The organism is Glaciimonas sp. GG7 (genome assembly GCF_052976905.1).
On sequence record NZ_JBRIIQ010000018.1, the window covers coordinates 36,741 to 54,935 of the forward strand.

The window sequence follows — 18,195 nt, forward strand, 5'->3', positions numbered from 1 at the left end:
GAATGGCGTCAGACGTACTGATAACGCAACAGCCGATGCTTGAGATTTTCAAGAACAAATTGATCGATCAGTGCGGCCAACATGGCGATGACCAGAATATTGGTCATCACGCCAACCATGTCGGCGGTTTCACCTGAATAGGCCAGCGTGCGTCCCAGTCCCTTGCCGAATCCAATGAGCATTTCAGCCGAGATCAGGGCCCGCCAGGCGTTGCCGAACGCCAGTTGCGCGCCGGTAATCAACTCCGGCATGACCGCCGGCAGATACACGCGCTTAAGCATATCCCAACGATTTGCGCCCATTACCCGGGCTGCCGAGACGTGCACTTGCTGCACGCTTTCGGTGGCATTCATCACGCTTAAGGCCGCCGGAAAAAAGGCCGCGATGGCGACCACCACGATAATCGGCAAATTACCGAATCCCATCAAAATCAAGAATAACGGGACCCAGGCAATCGACGGAATCGATTGCAAAATGATGATCGCGGACTTCAATACTTCACGGAAGAAAAACAGCACCGCACCAATGAGGCCAAAGCCAATCCCGAGCACTAGCGCTGCGGCGTAACCGGCTCCCAAACGAGTCAGACTGCCCGATAACGCGGCTTGAAAACCGGGCGTTTGAATTTCTTCCCACAACCGATGCAGCACGGTAACGACCCCCGGCATCAAGTAATCCGGCAGCGACCAGGCGGCGCACTGCCAACCGAACAGAATAAAGACGATCGCCAGCAACATCGCCAACTTTTTACGATAACCGGCAACACGAATCGGAGCACTCATAGTGAATGTAAAACCGCTTAAAAGTACGATGGCCGGCAATTGGCCGGCCACCTTGATGAATGAATATCAGGAGCCGATCGGACTCCCTCGGAGACAATACGGAAAAATCGCGACACGGCTACAGCTTGCGCGCTTTCTGCCAATCCAGATCAACAATTTGATTCACATCAAACGGTTTTCCATCGCGGGTTTTGAGTGAACCCTGATCTTGCAAAATATTTGCCAACTCCTGCATCCGGGCTAATTCTTTAGGTTTCAACGCCGCATTAAAGGTTTGGGTTTTAATCGCGTCGGTAATGACGACGTCCCGCGCCAAGTCACCATGCTTCAAGGTTTTGAGCGTTGGCTCGGCAATAAAGTAACTGGAGATGAGTTTCGATGCAGCAACCGGGTCTTTGGTCAGCAACTGAATCGCCTCTTCCTGCGCGTCCAGCGATTTCCAGACAGCATCGCGGCGCTTAGCTAGCGTAGCGCCCGAGGTAATGACCACCATGCAAGGGAATGGCCAGACTGCGCCAACTTCATAAATCTGCGTGACCGGTGCGACCAGTTTGGCGATGCTGGCTTGCGGCTCGAACAAAAATGCTGCATCCACACGCTTGCCAACCAGCGACTGCACAGCTACTTGCGGACTGACGCCGACGATATTGACATCGTCCGCTTTCAGACCCACGCCTTTGAGGGTGACGCCCTTCAGGACGGTGTCAGCAGTACTGCCCTCAGCCTGAGAGGCCAGCGTCTTACCTTTCAGACCGGCCACGTCTTTGATGCCGCTGTCGTCGCGCACGACCAAGGCGTGGTAACCGTGCTGCGCACCGGCGACGACTTTCAGGTCTGCGCCTTTGGAGGCCCAAGCAACCGCATTGGTAAAGCCCAATACGCCGGTATCCATTTGTCCGCCAAGGATTGCCTTGATCAGATCAGTACCGGATTTGAATTCAACAAGCTCAACATCAAGGCCATACTTTTTGTACAGTCCGCCTTCAAATGCAGCGATTGCTTGCGCATCGTCCATTACGCGCAGATAACCGATCTTGAATTTTTCGGCAGCAGAGGCCTGTGTGGTCAGCGCCATCGTCAATACCAATAACGCTGGGACCAGTAACAGTTTTTTCAACATCATCTTCATACGCCTACTCCTTCAAGGGTTTTAGCTAGTGCGTCTTGCTCGGCATGAATGCCAAGCAAACATAATATTTCCCGGCGAATTGTCGAAAACGCAGACAGATCGTGGGTCTTTTCGTGATGGGTCAGATTGAATTCACGCAGCACCTTGGCCGGACGTGGACTAAACACCAGAATCCGGTCGGCCAGAAACAGCGCCTCATCCACATCGTGCGTGACCAGCAAGACGGTAGGACGCTCAGCACGGATCAACTGGCGCAGCGCATCTTGTAAGGTCATGCGGGTTAATGCATCGAGCGCACCGAAAGGTTCATCGAGCAACAGCGCTTGCGGCTTGGTAATAAAGGCCCGCGCCAGCGCTGCACGTTGACGCATGCCGCCGGAAACCTGATGCGGGTAATACGCCTCAAAACCTTGCAAATTGACTTTCTCCAGCCATGCACGCGCTTGGGTACGGGCTTCGGTTTTGCTGATTTTTTGTAATTCCAGCGCCAGGGCCACATTGGCCTCCAAGGTCAGCCACGGATATAAGGCATTTTCCTGAAACATCAGCATCCGCTCGGGATGTGGGCCGGTTATTTGTTTGCCGTCAGCCAGGACGCTGCCGCTGCTGGACTCGGCCAAGCCTGCTGCCAAATGTAACAAGGTTGATTTTCCGCAGCCAGAGGGGCCGACTAAGGCAACCAGTTCGCCATCTTCGATCTCGCAGTTGAAATCATCAACGACAGGCAAACCTGAATACTGTTTATGAACGTGATTAAAAGATAATTTCATTGGCGATCAGCGATGGTTTGATTTCTTGATGGGATTCGAAGGCGGGCAGACAGGCAAGAATGCTTTACGTACCGCACTTTATGGGTATTTTGCTAACCTCACAAGAATTTTTAGGTTTTATACTTATGCGAGAAACGCGCATCAGATAAGTCTTAAGCATGTTTTTTGATCGATGAAATCAAAGCATTAAGCCTCAGCAGCCATCTGCGCCAACGCCTGACGCACATCCGGGTAACGCAAGCGCACGCCCAGCTCCGCTTTGATGCGCTGATTTTGCAGGCGGCGCGACTCCGACATAAAGGATAACAGCATCGGCGAAACCTGCTGCGCCAGCTCTGCCCGTGGCAAGCGTGGGGCAAGCGGCAAGCCGTAAGCCTCGGCCACGGCATCGAAATAGGCAGCCATTTTCATCTCGGAATCATCCACCGCGTGATACACCCGGGAAGGTGCGGCCTTAAAAATCGCCGCGACAATAATCTGCGCCAGATCGTCGGCATGAATATGGTTGGTATAGACGTCATCCTCAGAACGCAAGGCCGGTGTACCTTTTTGCAGGCGCTCGATGGGCAGGCGATTGGACGCATAGATTCCCGGCACGCGCAGAATCGACAAACGCCCGGAGCGCCGCTTAGCCCATGCCCGCAAAACTTGCTCAGCATCAACACGACGTAACGCACGGGGATTATGTGGATTGACCGGTTGCGTCTCATCGATCACGCGGCCATCGCAATCGCCGTACACACCGCTGGTACTGATATAAACAAGCGTCGTTTGGTCGGGTAAAATAGCGGCCAGATTGCGGGTGCGTTGATCTTTAGTACCGCTCGATTGCGGCGGTGCCAGATGTACAACAATACGCGCTAACCGACTCAAACGCGCCAAGGTATGCGGTTGATCCAGATTGGCAAGTATCGGATGCGCACCAGCGGCACGCAATTCGGCAAAACGGGCAGCCTGACTGGTGACGGCAAACACCCTGAAGCGTCGTTGCAATAGCGGCAACAAACGCATGCCAACGTCACCGCACCCCAATATCAGCAAGCGCGGCTTACCAAACATAGTTGTATTTTGTATTAATTTTTTCATAGTCAGGATTGTATGAGTTTTCAGGTAACGGTTCAGCCTAGTGGTCGACAATTCACTTGCGACGAGAGCGAAACCATTTTAAGCGCAGCGATACGCGCTGGGGTGGGCTTGCCTTACGGTTGCAAAAATGGTGCGTGTAGTTCTTGCAAGGGCAAGCTCATTGCCGGTAGCGTCACCCATAGCGCGCATCAGGAAAAAGCACTGCCGGTGAGCGAAGAAGCGCTGGGATTTTCCTTATTTTGCTGCGCCACGCCGCACTCCGACGTGACCATCGAAGCGCGCGAAGTCGCAGGCGCAGGCGAATTTCCGATTCGCAAAATGCCGAGCCGAGTCGCCAGCATTGAAAAAGTAGCCGACGATGTCGTCGTGCTGTCGCTGCAATTGCCAGCCGCTGAGCCGTTTCAGTATCTGGCCGGGCAATATATCGAATTTATGCTGCGCGATGGCAAACGCCGCAGTTACAGCATGGCGAACGCGCCACACAACAACGCGCACGTCACGCTGCATATTCGCCACATGCCCGGCGGCTTGTTTACCGATCAGGTATTTAGCACTCTGAAAGAGCGCGATATTTTGCGTTTTGAAGGGCCGTTGGGGACGTTCTTCCTGCGCGAGGACTCAGAAAAACCGATGATTTTGCTCGCCTCCGGCACCGGCTTTGCGCCCATCAAGGCCATCATCGAGCAAATGATTCATAACGAATCGACCCGCCCGATGACGCTGTATTGGGGCGGTCGCCGACCGCAGGATCTTTACATGCACGCGCTGTGCGAAGAGTGGGCACGCACCCTTCCCCACTTTACCTACGCACCAGTGATATCAAACGCGCAGGCAGAGGATCAATGGACCGGTCGCACGGGCTTTGTGCATCAGGCAGTCATGACCGATTTTGCTGATTTATCTGGCTATCAAGTCTATGCCTGCGGCGCGCCTATCGTGGTGGAGTCGGCCCAGCGTGACTTTATCGGCTTGTGCAAATTGCCGGCTGAAGAGTTTTATGCCGATGCGTTCACATCGGAAGCTGATTTGTCGCAGTAATGCGTCATATCGGCCAGAGCTGAAAAACTTTTTGACGCGTTTCATAAAAGGCCCTACCATGAGCCTCATGAATACTATCAATAAACTCTTGCGACGCCGAAGCCAGCTACCCCAGCCCGGTATCCCGTGCGCGTGAGCGTTTTTTGATCACGAAGCCACAGGCCATGCCTGTGGTTTTTTTTTGTCATGACTTAATTTAAAAGTAATGTTTACCCGGAGCCCCATCATGGAATTCAGCCAGTTTGCCACCAACGATTTGATGTACATCACCAACCGCCCGCCGCTGGTATTCACTGAAGGCAGTGGCATGTGGATGACCGATCATGCTGGTAAACGCTATCTGGACTTCCTGCAAGGCTGGGCGGTCAACGCGCTGGGACACGCACCGCAGTGCATCCAGGATGCGCTAGTTGCACAATCGAAAAAAATCCTCAATCCATCGCCAGCCTTTTACAACGCGCCGTCGATTGAGTTGGCCTCGTTGTTGACTGCCAACTCCTGTTTCGATCGCGTATTTTTTGCCAATAGCGGCGCAGAAGCCAACGAAGGCGCGATCAAACTGGCGCGTAAATGGGGCAAAAAAAATCCCAATAAAGCAGGCCACAATCGCTTTGAAATCATCACGTTCGATCACAGCTTCCACGGCCGCACGCTGGCAACGATGTCGGCCAGCGGCAAACCGGGCTGGGATACTATCTTCGCGCCGCAAGTACCGGGCTTTCCAAAAGCCGATTTCAATGATCTCGCCAGCGTCGAAAGTCTGATCACCGACAACACCGTGGCCGTCATGCTAGAACCAGTCCAAGGCGAAGGTGGCGTGATCCCGGCAACCCGTGAATTTATGCAAGGCCTGCGCGCTTTAACCAAAAAACACGGCCTGCTGCTGATCGTTGATGAAGTACAAGCTGGCATGGGCCGTACTGGTGCTTTGTTCGCCTATCAGCTTGCAGGCATTGAGCCAGACATCATGACCTTGGGCAAAGGTATCGGCGGCGGCGTGCCACTGGCGGCCTTGTTGGCGCGTGAGGAAATTGCCTGCTTTGAACCGGGCGACCAAGGCGGCACTTACAACGGTAATCCGTTGATGACAGCCGTGGGCACTGCGGTCCTGAAAACATTGCTAGCGCCCGGCTTCATGCAATCGGTAAACGATAAAAGCACCTATCTGAGCGCCGCATTGTGCAAGCTCTCTGAAAAATACGGCATGGAAGGCGAACGTGGCGAAGGCTTGCTACGCGCACTCAAACTCGGCAAAGATATCGGCCCGCAAATCGTCGATATCGCCCGCGATATGGGACCGGTCGGTTTACTGCTGAACTCACCGCGCCCTAATTTGCTGCGCTTCATGCCTGCGCTCAATGTCACCATCGCAGAAATTGATCAGATGATCAGTATGTTGTCGGAAGTGCTGGATCAGATTAGCAAGAACGCTACTCAGTGATGCTTTTCGGCCAGCCGATGAAAATACGGACCCTGTTGCTCTGTTGCTGCGCGTTGCTGCTTGCCGCGTGTGGTGGCGGCAGCAATATCCGACAAACGCCGAGCGCTGACGCTTACCTCAACTCCAGCGTTGCACCGAGCGATATTGGCAATGAAATCGTCATTTATTCTCTCGGACTAATCGATACCGATTACCGCTTCGGCGGTAAAAATCCTGAGGCAGGTTTGGATTGCAGCGGAATGGTGACCTATGTTTTCAAACAGGCTGCCGGATTAAACGTTATAGGCAGCGCCGCCATGATCGCCCGGCAAGGTCGGGAAATACCGGTCAGTCAAATACGCCCTGGCGATCTGGTGTTTTTCAACACCATGAACCGGGCGTTTTCACATGTCGGGATTTATATCGGGGATGGGCGTTTTATCAATGCGCCATCGACCAATGGCAAGGTCAGAATTGACCGGCTTGAGGCTAAATATTACGCACAGCGGTTTGAGTCTGTGCGGCGGTATTTTGATTAGGGCGTAAAAATGGACCGGACCCAAAAAGGCCTGATCCAAAAATACTACACCCAGTTTTCCAGAACCAGCGGCGCTGCGATTCGCTCGTAGTGACGACGGTTATTTGTCACCAGCACCGCCCCCGCTGACAATGAATGCGCCGCAATCATCATGTCCAGTTCGCCGATAGGTTGCCCGGTACTAACAAGTTGATGACGAATTTCAGCGTACCAATCAGTCGCTTCGACATCCCAGGGCAACACGCGGACGATCTTAAGAAACTGGCGTACCGCTAAGTGCAACCGATGTTCGTCGGGTAATCGCTTTAATCCGTATAACAATTCAGCCCGTGTCATCACTGAAATGCACACCATCGCCGGGACCAGTGCCGCAAGTTGAGCTTCTATTGCCGCCGATTTTCCCTTGATAAGATAACTTGTTGTGTCGGTATCGAGCATGTGTAGCATCAGGGCTTCCCTTCAATACCGGACAAAGGAAGCTCTTCATCAAAGATGCCTCTTTCTTGCGCCAATACATTTAAAGGACGCTCTGCCATGAAATTGGCTGGTACAGGAATGTCGTGCAATAACTCAAAAAACGCGTTCCAGATTTTGGCACCCGGGCGTGTCGATAAGACCACATCGCCGGTTGCATCGTCACGTGTGACATAGACCTCATCACCCTCGAAACGAAATTCCATCGGAAGACGAACGGCTTGGCTGGCCCCGTTCTTGAACAATTTGGCAGTACGTGTTTCTATCATGATCATGCTCCAGTCCGGCTTAAAGTATATGCCCGAGTATATACTTAATTCTTACCAAAGTCGAACCAGTCAAAACATCGCCGTTCAAAGCCAGCCTTGCTGCAAATAATTACTTCTTCTTCGCAGGAATAAACAAATCCGTAATCGTCCCCAAACCCATTTCAGCCGCAAACATCGGCGTCTCAGACAAGGTCGGATGCGCATGAATAGTCAACGCCAGGTCTTCCAGATCCGCGCCCATTTCCATCGCCAACACGGTTTCTGCCAATAATTCACCGGCATTCACGCCGACGATACCCGCACCGATGATGCGTTTAGTGGTTGGATCCCACAACAACTTGGTCATGCCATCGTCGCGGCCCATTGCCAATGCACGGCCACTGGCTGCCCATGGGAAATTGGCTTTCTCGTACGGAATGCCTTTGGCCTTGGCTTCGGTTTCGGTCAAACCCATCCACGCGATTTCGGGGTCAGTGTAGGCCACTGACGGAATCGTCATCGCATCGAACGCGACCTTGTGACCACCGATGACTTCGGCAGCAACTTTGGCTTCGTTGGTTGCCTTGTGCGCCAGCATGGGATCGCCGCAGACGTCGCCAATGGCGAAGATATGGGTGACGTTGGTACGTTGCTGTTTGTCGGCCGGAATAAAACCACGATCATTGACGATCACGCCCGCTTTTTCAGCGGCGATTTCTTTACCGTTAGGACGACGGCCAACAGCAACCAGGACCATGTCGAATAATTGCGGCTCAGCGGGGAAATTGGTATTGCCGTCGGCACCTTCAAATGTTGCGCGTAAGCCTTCTGGCAATGCTTCGAGCTTGGTGACTTTGGTTTTCAGGTAAATCGCGGTGTAACGTTTTTCGATACGCTTTTGCAGTGGCTTGACGATGTCACGGTCTGCGGCAGGAATCAGGCCATCGGCAAATTCCACCACCGTTACTTTGGAACCCAGAGCGTCATATACACAGGCCATTTCCAGACCGATAATGCCGCCACCGATGACGAGTAAAGTTTTCGGAATCTGGCGTAATTCCAACGCGCCGGTGGAGTCAATCAGGCGTGGATCGTCGTAGGGAAATCCTGGAATTTTGGCGACCGATGAACCGGCGGCAATAATCGCATTTTTAAAGCCAACGACTTTCGGGCCGTCTGCTGTTTGGACAACGATGGTGTTGGCCGAACCAAACTCGGCCTTGCCGGTGACGATTTGCACTTTGCGGGCTTTAGACAAACCGGTGAGGCCACCGGTCAGCTTTTTGATGATGCTTTCTTTCCAGCCGCGCAAGGCGTTGATATCGATCTCAGGGGCCGACATCTTGACGCCGAAATGCGCCATTTCTTCGGCTTCGGTAATGACTTTAGCCGCGTGCAGCAAAGCCTTCGACGGGATGCAGCCGACGTTGAGACAAACGCCACCGAGGTCGGCATAGCGCTCGATCAGGACGACTTTTTGTCCCAGATCAGCGGCACGGAAAGCCGCGGTGTAACCGCCCGGCCCTGCGCCCAGGACCACGGTATCGCATTCGATATCGGCGCTGCCGGAGAAACTGGCGGCGGCTGGTGCCGTCACCGGTGCAGGGGCCGACACAGGCGCAGCAGGAGCGGCAGGAGCAGCACTCACGCCAGCAGCTTCGACTGTCAGAATGACCGAACCTTCGGCGATTTTTTCGCCCACTTTGACTTTGATTTCTTTGACCACACCGGCATGGCTGGAGGGGATTTCCATGCTGGCCTTGTCAGACTCCACCGTGATCAGCGACTGATCGACTTTAACGGTATCGCCCACTTTAACCAGCAATTCAATGATTTCAACTTCCTTGAAGTCGCCGATATCGGGGACCTTGACTTCGACCGTGTCAACCATACTCATAGGGTTCTGCTCCATTTTTATTTTCCCGCACGGGGAGTGGTATTGGTAGTCGCTTGGCGGCTGACGCATTCTTAGTGGCACATCGGACGAAAAGAGGGATCTCTTATCGTCCGATTCGTTTCACTTTTCAGAGCCGCCAAAAGCCATTATTACAGCAACGTTTTACGCATATCAGCCAGCACTTCGCCCAGATAGACGCTAAAACGCGCGCCCATCGCACCGTCAACCACACGGTGATCGTAAGACAGCGACATCGGCATCATCAGGCGCGGCACAAATTGCTTGCCGTCCCAGACCGGTTTGATCGCCGCTTTCGACAAGCCCAGAATCGCCACTTCAGGCGCATTGATAATCGGCGTAAATGCTGTACCGCCGATCCCGCCCAGCGAAGAAATAGTGAAGCTGGCGCCTTGCATATCCGGCCCCTTCAATTTTCCGTCGCGTGCCAGCGCCGACAGATCGCCCATTTCTTGCGCGATCTGTGCGATGCCTTTTTGATCGGCATTTTTGATGACCGGGACGACCAAGCCGTTCGGCGTATCTGCGGCGAAACCGATGTTGTAATACTGCTTAAGAATCAGGTTTTCACCGGCAGCGTCCAGCGATGCATTGAACGCGGGGAATTTCTTCAGCGCTGCGATACTGGCCTTGATCACAAACGCCAGCATGGTCAGTTTGACGCTGGATTTGGATTTAGCGTAGGCGGCATTCGCGTCTTTGCGGAATTCTTCCAGGTCAGTGACATCCGCTTCATCGAACTGTGTGACATGCGGAATCATGACCCAGTTGCGGTGCAAATTCGGGCCGCTGATTTTTTTGATGCGGGACAACGGCAATAATTCGGTTGTCCCGAATTTGGCGAAGTCTAGCGATGGCCACGGCAATAGATCCAATCCAACGCTACTGCCCTTGCTTGCTGTGCTTGCGGCTGGCTGAGCGATGGCACCGGCGACGATCCCTTTAACGTAGTTTTGTACGTCTTCTTGCAGAATGCGTCCCTTTGGTCCCGTGCCAGCAGTACGACCCAAGTCAACACCGAGTTCGCGTGCGAATTTACGGACGGATGGCGATGCGTGGGGGACTGCGCCATTGGTGTTGACGACTGGCGCCGGAGCCACTGGAGCAGGTACAGGAGCCGCAGCAGGCACAGATGTAGTTGTCGCTGCGATCGCCGCTGGTGCAGCTACTGGCGCTGAGGGCGTTGCTGCCGCTGCGTTGCCAACAGCTTCGACGATCAGAATCAGCGAGCCTTCGCTGACTTTATCGCCGACTTTGATTCTCATTTCTTTGACGACACCGGCCTGGGTCGACGGAATTTCCATGCTGGCCTTGTCGGTTTCCAGTGTGGCCAGTGACTGATCGACCTTGATCGTATCGCCGACCTTGACCATCACTTCAATGACTTCAACGTCTTTGACATCACCGATATCGGGTACTTTTACCTCGACCAGACCGGCTGGTGCTAAGGGTGCTGCCACTGGCCCCACTGGTGCAACTGGCGCTGCCGGGGCAGGAGCCGCCGGAGAAACTGGCGCAGCAGTCGGTGCAGCAGCAGAAGCCGCTGCTTCGACGATCAGAATCAGCGAGCCTTCACTGACTTTGTCGCCGACTTTGATTTTTAATTCTTTGACGACGCCGGCCTGCGTCGAAGGAATCTCCATGCTGGCCTTGTCGGTTTCCAGCGTTGCCAGCGATTGATCAATCTTGATCGTATCGCCGACTTTGACCATAACTTCAATGACTTCAACGTCTTTAACGTCGCCAATATCCGGGACTTTAACTTCCACCATACTCATCGCTTAGCTCCATTTGTTCTCTCGCAGCGCATTCGCCGATGTAAAAACAGCGGCGGGCTGCATGCAAGATGATTTTTAGTTTTGCCGTATTTCCGACTCGCCTCAAAATACAGCCCGGTGGTCAAGGTTATAGAAAGTATCAGACCTTGCCACCGTGCAGCTCAAAGGCGCATGGGAAGTGCTTATTGTGTGACTGGATTAAGCTTTTCAGGATTAATGCCGTACTTGGTAATCGCTTCCGCAACCACTGTAGCCTTAATCTTGCCTTCGTCTGCCAGTGCTTTCAGCGCCGAGATCACCACAAAATAGCGGTTCACTTCAAAGAACTCACGCAACTTGGCACGCGTATCGGAACGACCGAAACCATCGGTTCCCAATACTTTGTAAGTCCGGCCATTCGGCACAAACGCACGTACTTGCTCGGCGTAGGTACGCATGTAGTCGGTGGAAACAATGATCGGGCCGCTGGTGTCAGTCAGGCACGCAGTAATGTGCGCCACGCGCGGCGCATCAGTCGGATGCAGCATGTTCCAGCGCTCAACGTCCTGACCATCGCGGGCCAGCAGTGTGAACGACGGTGCTGACCAGACGTCGGCATTGATACCCCAGTCTTGTTCCAGCAAGGCCGCGCCTTCGATGACTTCGCGCAGAATCGTGCCCGAACCCATTAGTTGTACACGCAGTTTGTTTTCTTTGCCGCCTTCTTGCAACAGATACAGACCTTTGATGATGCCTTCTTCACTACCCGGCTTGAGGCCCGGGTGGCTGTAGTTCTCATTCATCAAAGTCAGGTAATAAAACACGTCTTCCTGATTGGTGACCATGCGACGCAGACCGTCATGCATGATGACTGCGACTTCGTGCGAGAAGGTTGGATCGTAAGGCACGCAGTTCGGAATCGTCGAAGCAATCACATGGCTGTGACCATCTTCGTGTTGCAAGCCTTCGCCGTTCAACGTAGTCCGTCCTGCTGTACCACCGATCAGGAAACCGCGTGCACGCATATCGCCTGCCGCCCATGCCAGGTCGCCAATACGCTGGAAACCGAACATCGAGTAGTAGGTATAGAACGGAATCATGACGCGGTTATTGGTCGAGTACGACGTCGCCGCAGCGATCCATGAACTCATACCGCCCGCTTCGTTAATACCTTCTTGCAAAATCTGACCGGCTTTATCTTCGCGGTAATACATGACCTGATCTTTATCGACCGGTTCGTAGAGCTGACCGACTTGACTGAAAATACCGATTTGACGGAACAGGCCTTCCATCCCGAAAGTGCGCGATTCATCGACCATGATCGGTACGATGCGCTGACCCAGACTAGGGTCGCGCAGCAAGGTGGTCAAGATGCGCACGTAGGCTTGGGTCGTGGAGATTTCACGGCCTTCGGCGGTGGGTTCCAGCACGGCTTTGAACGACTCCAGCGGCGGCACGATCAACTCTTCATCGGCTTTCATGCGGCGTTGCGGCAGGAAACCGCCGAGGGCTTTGCGGCGCTCGTGCAGATAAATCATTTCCGGGGTGTCGTCGGCTGGCTTGAAGAACGGTACTGCTGCCAACTGATCATCGGGAATCGGCAACTGGAAACGATCACGCATAGCTTTGATCGCTTCGTCGTCGAGTTTTTTGGTGTTGTGCGCAGTGTTGCGCGCTTCGCCGGATTTGCCGAAACCGTAGCCTTTGATACTCTTGACCAGCAAGACGGTCGGCTGACCTTTGTGTTCTTGTGCGACTTTAAACGCTGCGTAAATCTTGTGTGGATCGTGACCGCCACGGGTCAGATGCCAGATATCGTCATCCGACATTTTGCTGACTAATTCCAGCAATTTTGGATGCTTACCGAAGAAGTTTTTGCGCACGAAGGCACCGTCTTTGGCTTTGTAGTTCTGATATTCACCATCGACCGTATCCATCATGACTTGCTGCAAAATACCTTCTTTGTCGCGTGCCAGCAGATCGTCCCAACCTGCGCCCCAGATGACTTTGACGACATTCCAGCCAGCGCCGCGGAAGTCCGACTCCAGCTCCTGGATGATCTTACCGTTGCCGCGTACCGGGCCATCCAGACGTTGCAAGTTACAGTTAACAACGATGACCAGATTGTCGAGTTTTTCACGACCGGCCATACCGATAGCACCCATCGATTCTGGCTCGTCCATCTCACCATCGCCGCAGAATGCCCAGACTTTGCGGTTAGCGGTATCAGCAATGCTGCGTGCGTGCAGGTATTTGAGGAAGCGCGCCTGATAGATCGCCATCAGCGGTCCCAGGCCCATCGAGACGGTCGGGAATTGCCAGAAAGTCGGCATCAGTTTTGGATGCGGATACGAGGACAAACCCTTGCCATCGACTTCGCGCCGGAAATGCAGCATTTGCTCTTCGGTCAGACGGCCTTCCAGGAAGGCACGGGCGTAGACGCCGGGCGAGGAATGGCCCTGAATGTAAAGCAGATCGCCGCCATGATCTTCAGAAGGCGCGTGCCAAAAATGGTTAAAGCCGATCCCCAGCATGTTTGCCAGCGAGGCAAAGCTCGACAAATGGCCACCCAGGTCGCCGTCCAGACGATTGGCCTTGACCACCATCGCCATCGCGTTCCAACGCATCCACGAGCGCAGACGCTCTTCGATTTCCAGATTTCCAGGGCAAGGTTCGCCCATGTGGGCGGGTATGGTATTGACGTAAGCCGTGTTGCTGGAGAAAGGAATCTGTGCACCGCGACGGCGCGCCAGATCAGTCATACGCTCCATAAGATAATGCGCCCGTTCAGGCCCTTCAGTTTCGATGACGGCTTCAAGCGCGTCTAGCCATTCTTTCGTTTCGATGACATCTGGATCATTGGTGGCTTGCGCCAAAACCTGTTCGAGCTGGGCTGACATATGCGGAGTCTCCTGAGTTATTTAAGCGTTTTACACCGATTTTTTTGACATCGGGCAGCAAAACGGACGGACATCAATTCGGAAAATACACACCTACGGACGATCAATATAGGCGATGCCGCGAATTCTAACAGAGACTTTTTTGTTTTTCAAATGGCGATATTAGTTTTCACAATATGAAATTATGCGGCACAGCAACATAACGATGCTCACAAGCAAGCACTAGCCTGTTCGCTATGTTGTTTACTACATTGCATGAGAGTGAAAAGCTTGCAGGAGGGTCGTGACGCATTGCAACAATCCCGTTGCAATGCCCCATTTCAGCGGCATTTCAGAACAGAAATACCTATATATAAAAAACAACAAAAATTAATGCGATTTAGGCTTGCCGCCATCTTTTTTCGCGCCGAGACGGCTTTCCTTGCCGGCCAGCAAATTACCAATATTTTTGGCATGCCGATAAATCAACAAGGCGCTCATGACGACAATGGCGAGCAGAATAATGTCCGGGCCTTTCATGAACGCATAAAAGAACGGTGCAAACAAACACGTCACCAACGCAGCGAGCGAGGAATAACGAAACGCGTACGCAATAATCGTCCAGGTCGCCAGCGCGCCAAGTCCCAATATCGGCTCAATCCCAATTAAGACACCGAACATTGTGGCGACACCTTTGCCGCCGACAAAGCGAAAGAATACTGGCCACAAATGTCCTAAAAAGACCGCGATTGCAACCAAAGCAATACCACCGTCCTCCAAACCGTATTGCGGTCCGAACTTTTGCGTCAACCATACCGCCAGCCAGCCCTTGAAACCATCGCCCAGCAAGGTCAGCACCGCCGCCGCTTTATTTCCGCTGCGCAATACGTTAGTTGCGCCCGGATTTTTTGAGCCGTAGGTACGCGGATCGCCTAGTCCGAACAACCGGCTTACCACTACGGCGAAGGAAACCGATCCGATTAAATATGCGGCAATGGTAAATAAAACTATGTTCATGCAATTTCTTTCTTATGAATTCGGTTGAAGCTGACTTCATCTTTCAAAGCGCAATTGACTGCTCGTGCATGCAACACATCGACGATCATCTGCGGCGCAATGCCAATCAGAAAGCCCCGACGACCGCCGTTTATGTACACCAGAGGCAATTGCAAAATACTCTGCTCTATATAAATAGGCATCACCTTGCGCGTCCCAAATGGCGAGGTGCCGCCGATCATGTAACCGGAATGACGCTGGGCAACCTCCGGCTTGCAAGGTTCGACTGACTTGCATCCCATTTGCCGCGCCAGATTTTTGGTAGAGACTTTGCAGTCTCCGTGCATGAGCACAATCAGAGGCCGCGCCATGTCATCCTGCATCACCAGCGTTTTGACTACCTGAAATTCTTCAACACCCAAGGCGCGCGACGATACGGCGGTACCGCCATGCTCTTCATACGCATAGGGATGCTCTGAAAAAACCAGACCGTGCTGGCGCAAGAACTGCGTTGCCGGGGTTTCTGAAATGTGTTCTTTTTTTGCCATAGCGAAAAAATGGCCCGAACCAACAGCATTCGGACCATCGTTTTAAATATTCAAGGACTAAGCGCGTCCTCAGATTGGATCAGTACGCCAATCAGGTTGATTCTGGCGTTGTTGGCGCAACCGGTGTTTCTGCTGCATCGGCCTCGCCTGACGTTTCGCCATCCGCGCCATCCTCTGTAGCCTCTGTTACGTCATCCTCGGCAGAACCTTTTTCAGATTTGCGTTTCAGCTTTTCTTCTTTTTTCTTTTTCTTTTCAAGCTCTTTTTGACGCTTTTCGTATTGAAAATTCGTTTTTGCCAATTTGGCCCCCTGATGTGTAAATGCTTTTAATAGAAATGATGGACTACAGGATACAGTAGAAACAAATGTGATGAAGTAGATTCAGTCTATGGATTCGGCTTGAATATAAGATATTTCCGATGTATTTTGATCCAGCACTAAGCAAGTGCGCAAGCCAATCCGCGTTATAAATTAGTCACACCTTCGTGCGCCAACAACCACCGCTTTACGCCCACATGAAAGCCATCAACCGCATCATGATGCGAAAATCCCCCAAGTCCCCCAGCAGCAGTCACACGATGACAGGGAATGACCAACGGAAACGAATTAGCGCCGCAAGCCTGTCCGACCGCGCGCGGCGCTGAATGCACCAGCCGCGCCACCTCGCCATACGTCAACACATCACCGCGTGGAATAGCGGCAATCTGCGCCCAGACTTTACGCTGGAACAACGTCCCAACGTCTGCCAGCGGCAAGTCAAAACAACAATCGGGAGTCTGAAAATAATCGTTTATTTGCCGCACGGCACGCTCTGCCATAGCATCCGTGGGCTCTTGTTGCGCAAAGGATGCCGGCAAATACACCAATTCAAAGACAACGCCAGACGCTGTACGAATACCTACAGCGCCAAATGGTGCAGTAACGATGGCCGAAAAGGTAGTCGGTATCGATGTGCTTGTGCGTTGATGATCGGAAATTTTTTTCATAAACTTGCCTGACAACCAATGCAGATGAAGCGGGTTTGGAGTTTGGAGTTTGGGCAACGACATCAAATTTCAGGACTTACGTAAAACCGTCCTGGCAAGGCAGACCTTTGATGCCAGTACGCTAGTACGGTTAGGAGGGATAACGCCGCTGGGGCGATTTTGCGTAAGCCCTGAAAATAAAAAAGGCGCATCTTTAAGGATGCGCCCCAAATACTTCTCTGTGTGTTCCCGGCCGTTTAAACAGCTTCATTTGAAACGCACTGTCTCCTCAGTATCCCCGGTATCAATACCGTTTTTTATGCACCACCACCTGTAAATCTCGTCACACCTGATCAAACCAGTGATCATTATTCTGTTTTGCAAACCACTTAAAACGTATTAAAAATCCAAAACTTTATCTTGTCGTCCCGCACCCTTTTGGGGGCTTAAGCGCAATATTCAATAGGTGACGAACTCTAACAGGTGTTAACTTAAATTTACAAATAATTTTAATGAATCGATTTATAAACCACAGATAGTTTTATCCTAAATCAAGGCTTAATTTTGATTTGACATAATTATATTTGTAGCAACAAATAAACCAGATCATTTCATCTCATTTATTACCCAAGTCTGCCGACTCCAGCGCCGCCTCATGGTGCACCGCATCAATCAAACTCTTTCCAATCCGCACTTCCACCTGCGCCCATACCGGCAGTAAAGCGTTGCGCCATTCCATATTTTCAATATCATTTAAATAATAAATAGTCGTCTTTCCGGTCTTTTTCATTGCCAACAAGGCTGCATCGTTTTCCTGCTGCGCGATGGTATTTCCGTAGTCTGTTGCCTCTTTCATCGCCTGTGTTAGCGCAGCACGGATATCCCACGGCAAGCCGTCCCAAAACTTCTTGTTGACGATCACAGCGTAACCAAGATAGCCATGATTGGAAACCGTTATGTCTTTCTGTACCTCGAACATTCTCTGTGTATACAAGTTTGAAGGCGGATTTTCAGTCCCATCTACGACGCCGCTTTGTAGCGCCTGATAAGCCTCCGAAAACGCCAGCACTTGCGGATTAGCTCCTAGCGCACGCATTTGCATATCCAGTACCTTTGATGACTGGATGCGCATTCTCAAGCCAATGAAGTCAGCCGGGACGTGCAACGGCTTATTGGCTGACATCACCTTAAACCCGTTATCCCAATACGCCAGGCCGGTGATCCCTTTCGACTCCAGCTTGCCAAATAGTTCTTTCCCGATCGGTCCCTGCGTGACCCGATGCACCACCGCCAGATTCGGAAAAATATACGGCAAATCGAATACTTCAAACTCCTTTACACCCAAGGGCGCAAATTTTGCCAGAGAAGGAGCTAGCATTTGTACCGCTCCCAACTGCAATGCCTCGAGTTCTTCTTTGTCTTTATATAAGCTGCTGTTGGGATATAACTCGACTCTGACGCGGCCTTTGGTCGCTTTTTCCGCCAGTTCTTTGAAGCGCTGCGCCGCTTTGCCTTTGGGCGTGTCGTTTGCCACTACATGGCTAAATTTGATGACAATCGGCATGTGCGCGAGAGTATTTTCACCCACTGGCGCGGTCCTTGAAAATAGCATCCACACCGAGAGGATCGACAGCACCAAAAGCACCATC

The 18,195-nt window shown here is 52.4% G+C and carries 17 protein-coding genes; 3 read left to right on the forward strand and 14 right to left on the reverse strand.

From position 1 onward, the window contains the following. Positions 1–8 precede the first annotated feature (8 nt). The 4 genes from ACVBEF_RS06775 to ACVBEF_RS06790 form a co-directional block, all read right to left on the reverse strand. Complete coding sequence (locus ACVBEF_RS06775) at positions 9–782, reverse strand: ABC transporter permease (protein ID WP_447123171.1); 774 nt, start codon at positions 780–782, stop codon at positions 9–11. Between the two features lie 118 nt (positions 783–900). Continuing rightward, the gene (locus ACVBEF_RS06780; RefSeq protein WP_447123197.1) at positions 901–1,905 is read right to left on the reverse strand and encodes an ABC transporter substrate-binding protein; all 1,005 of its coding nucleotides are present in this window, start codon (positions 1,903–1,905) and stop codon (positions 901–903) included. A 2-nt stretch (positions 1,906–1,907) separates the two neighbouring features. Next, a complete protein-coding gene (locus tag ACVBEF_RS06785) occupies positions 1,908–2,681 on the reverse strand; it encodes an ABC transporter ATP-binding protein (protein ID WP_447123172.1) in 774 nt (257 codons plus the stop codon). A gap of 186 nt (positions 2,682–2,867) precedes the next feature. Beyond that, on the reverse strand, positions 2,868–3,767 hold the full coding sequence (locus tag ACVBEF_RS06790; RefSeq protein ID WP_447123173.1) for an SDR family oxidoreductase: 900 nt from the start codon (positions 3,765–3,767) through the stop codon (positions 2,868–2,870). A gap of 12 nt (positions 3,768–3,779) precedes the next feature. Between ACVBEF_RS06790 and ACVBEF_RS06795 the strand changes: the two genes are divergently transcribed. The 3 genes from ACVBEF_RS06795 (at position 3,780) to ACVBEF_RS06805 (ending at position 6,764) form a co-directional block, all read left to right on the forward strand. Then, complete coding sequence (locus ACVBEF_RS06795; RefSeq protein WP_447123174.1) at positions 3,780–4,805, forward strand: CDP-6-deoxy-delta-3,4-glucoseen reductase; 1,026 nt, start codon at positions 3,780–3,782, stop codon at positions 4,803–4,805. Between the two features lie 226 nt (positions 4,806–5,031). Further along, positions 5,032–6,246 (forward strand): acetylornithine transaminase, encoded by a 1,215-nt coding sequence (locus ACVBEF_RS06800; RefSeq protein WP_447123175.1) that lies wholly within the window; start codon positions 5,032–5,034, stop codon positions 6,244–6,246. A gap of 17 nt (positions 6,247–6,263) precedes the next feature. Next, a complete protein-coding gene (locus tag ACVBEF_RS06805) occupies positions 6,264–6,764 on the forward strand; it encodes a C40 family peptidase (RefSeq protein WP_447123176.1) in 501 nt (166 codons plus the stop codon). Between the two features lie 44 nt (positions 6,765–6,808). Here ACVBEF_RS06805 and ACVBEF_RS06810 read toward each other — a convergent pair whose 3' ends face one another. The 10 genes from ACVBEF_RS06810 to ACVBEF_RS06855 form a co-directional block, all read right to left on the reverse strand. After that, a complete protein-coding gene (locus tag ACVBEF_RS06810) occupies positions 6,809–7,210 on the reverse strand; it encodes a type II toxin-antitoxin system VapC family toxin (RefSeq protein WP_447123177.1) in 402 nt (133 codons plus the stop codon). Beyond that, on the reverse strand, positions 7,210–7,512 hold the full coding sequence (locus ACVBEF_RS06815; RefSeq protein WP_447123178.1) for an antitoxin: 303 nt from the start codon (positions 7,510–7,512) through the stop codon (positions 7,210–7,212). Before ACVBEF_RS06815 ends, ACVBEF_RS06810 begins: the two co-directional genes overlap by 1 nt. A gap of 103 nt (positions 7,513–7,615) precedes the next feature. After that, entirely contained in the window at positions 7,616–9,382 is a 1,767-nt protein-coding gene (gene lpdA, locus ACVBEF_RS06820) for a dihydrolipoyl dehydrogenase (RefSeq protein ID WP_447123179.1), read from the reverse strand. Between the two features lie 149 nt (positions 9,383–9,531). Continuing rightward, positions 9,532–11,178, reverse strand: a complete 1,647-nt coding sequence (aceF, locus tag ACVBEF_RS06825) for a dihydrolipoyllysine-residue acetyltransferase (protein WP_447123180.1) — start codon at positions 11,176–11,178, stop codon at positions 9,532–9,534. Positions 11,179–11,360: 182 nt separating this feature from the next. Then, positions 11,361–14,057: a pyruvate dehydrogenase (acetyl-transferring), homodimeric type gene (aceE, locus tag ACVBEF_RS06830; protein WP_447123181.1), complete on the reverse strand. Its 2,697-nt coding sequence runs from the start codon at positions 14,055–14,057 to the stop codon at positions 11,361–11,363. A gap of 369 nt (positions 14,058–14,426) precedes the next feature. Beyond that, positions 14,427–15,053, reverse strand: coding sequence for a glycerol-3-phosphate 1-O-acyltransferase PlsY (plsY, locus tag ACVBEF_RS06835; RefSeq protein WP_447123182.1), 627 nt, complete (start codon positions 15,051–15,053; stop codon positions 14,427–14,429). Continuing rightward, entirely contained in the window at positions 15,050–15,580 is a 531-nt protein-coding gene (locus ACVBEF_RS06840) for an aminoacyl-tRNA deacylase (RefSeq protein WP_447123183.1), read from the reverse strand. The genes plsY and ACVBEF_RS06840 overlap by 4 nt, the downstream gene beginning before the upstream one ends. A 91-nt stretch (positions 15,581–15,671) precedes the next feature. After that, positions 15,672–15,881, reverse strand: a complete 210-nt coding sequence (locus ACVBEF_RS06845; protein ID WP_447123184.1) for a hypothetical protein — start codon at positions 15,879–15,881, stop codon at positions 15,672–15,674. A gap of 164 nt (positions 15,882–16,045) precedes the next feature. Then, the gene (locus ACVBEF_RS06850; protein ID WP_447123185.1) at positions 16,046–16,567 is read right to left on the reverse strand and encodes a methylated-DNA--[protein]-cysteine S-methyltransferase; all 522 of its coding nucleotides are present in this window, start codon (positions 16,565–16,567) and stop codon (positions 16,046–16,048) included. A gap of 595 nt (positions 16,568–17,162) precedes the next feature. Further along, positions 17,163–18,158, reverse strand: a complete 996-nt coding sequence (locus tag ACVBEF_RS06855) for a TRAP transporter substrate-binding protein (RefSeq protein WP_447123198.1) — start codon at positions 18,156–18,158, stop codon at positions 17,163–17,165. Between the last annotated feature and the right edge of the window lie 37 nt (positions 18,159–18,195).